This window comes from Pseudomonas sp. NPDC089741 (assembly GCF_044748825.1).
Taxonomy (GTDB): Bacteria; Pseudomonadota; Gammaproteobacteria; order Pseudomonadales; family Pseudomonadaceae; genus Aquipseudomonas; species Aquipseudomonas helmanticensis.
In genome coordinates, this window is the sequence record NZ_JBIVGT010000024.1 from 77,474 (window position 1) to 78,991 (window position 1,518).

1 protein-coding gene is annotated in these 1,518 nt (G+C 60.3%); it reads right to left on the reverse strand.

The window, feature by feature from the left end:
- Positions 1–1,518 (reverse strand): polyribonucleotide nucleotidyltransferase (gene pnp / locus ACIPZE_RS20600; protein WP_400774958.1); only part of this gene is annotated, 1,518 nt, incomplete at both ends.

Genomic DNA, 1,518 nt, shown 5'->3' on the forward strand with positions numbered 1-1,518 from the left:
CCGGCCCGGAGGCGGCCGGGGGCGCGTGCCCTCGCGCCCCGGGGCGGCGCGTTGGCCGACAGTTCGGTACGCGACTGGCCGATGATCTGGTTCATCTGACCGAGGATGTTCAGGCGCGCTTCCAGGGCTTGGCCCAGAGCGATCTCCATGATTTCTTCGGTGATGCCTTTGATCTTGATGTCCATCTGCAGCGCAGTAACGCCTTTGGCGGTACCGGCTACTTTGAAGTCCATGTCGCCCAGGTGGTCTTCGTCACCGAGGATGTCGGTCAGGACGGCGAATTTCTCGCCTTCCTTAACCAGACCCATGGCGATACCGGCAACCGGCGCCTTCATCGGCACACCAGCGTCCATCAGGGCCAGGGAAGCACCGCAAACGGAAGCCATCGAGCTCGAACCGTTGGATTCGGTGATTTCCGAAACCACACGGATGGTGTACGGGAACACGTCAGCGGCTGGCAGCATGGCCGAAACCGAACGACGGGCCAGACGGCCGTGACCGATTTCACGACGACCAGCACCACCCATGCGACCACACTCGCCTACCGAGAACGGAGGGAAGTTGTAGTGCAGCATGAACGGGTCTTTTTTCTCGCCTTCCAGGGTGTCCAGCAGCTGTGCGTCACGGGCAGTACCCAGAGTCGCGACTACCAGAGCCTGGGTTTCACCACGGGTGAACAGCGCCGAACCGTGAGTCTTCGGCAGAACACCGACTTCGATGTTCAGCGGACGTACGGTCTTGGTGTCGCGGCCGTCGATACGTGGCTTGCCGTTTACGATGTTTTCGCGAACGGTGCGGTATTCGATTTCGCCGAAAGCGGCTTTGACTTCGCTGGACGAAGGCTGGCCTTCTTCACCGGACAGCTTGGCAACAACCTGATCCTTCAACTCACCCAGGCGAGCGTAACGGTCAGCCTTGATGGTGATGGTGTAAGCCTGGGAGATCGCCTCGCCGAACTCGGCACGGATAGCGCCCAGCAGTTCGGTGGCTTCTGGAGCAGGAGCCCAGTTCCAGGTTGGCTTGGCAGCTTCAGCGGCCAGTTCTTTCACAGCGTTGATGACAACCTGGAATTCGTCGTGAGCAAACAGTACCGCACCCAGCATCTGGTCTTCGGTCAGCTCTTTGGCTTCCGATTCAACCATCAGGACGGCGTCGGAAGTACCGGCAACGACCATGTCCAGGCTCGAAGCAGCTTGCTGCTCGTAAGTCGGGTTCAGCAGGTAGCCAGTGCTTTCGTGGAAGGCAACGCGAGCGGCGCCGATCGGGCCGTCGAACGGGATGCCCGAGATAGCCAGGGCAGCCGAGGTACCGATCATCGCAGCGATGTCCGGATCGGTCTTCTTGCTGGTGGAAACTACGGTGCAGACAACCTGCACTTCGTTCATGAAGCCTTCTGGGAACAGCGGACGGATCGGACGGTCGATCAGTCGGGAAGTCAGGGTTTCTTTCTCGGAAGGACGGCCTTCACGCTGGCAGAAACCGCCAGGGATCTTACCGGCAGCGTAAGTCTTGTCCGGG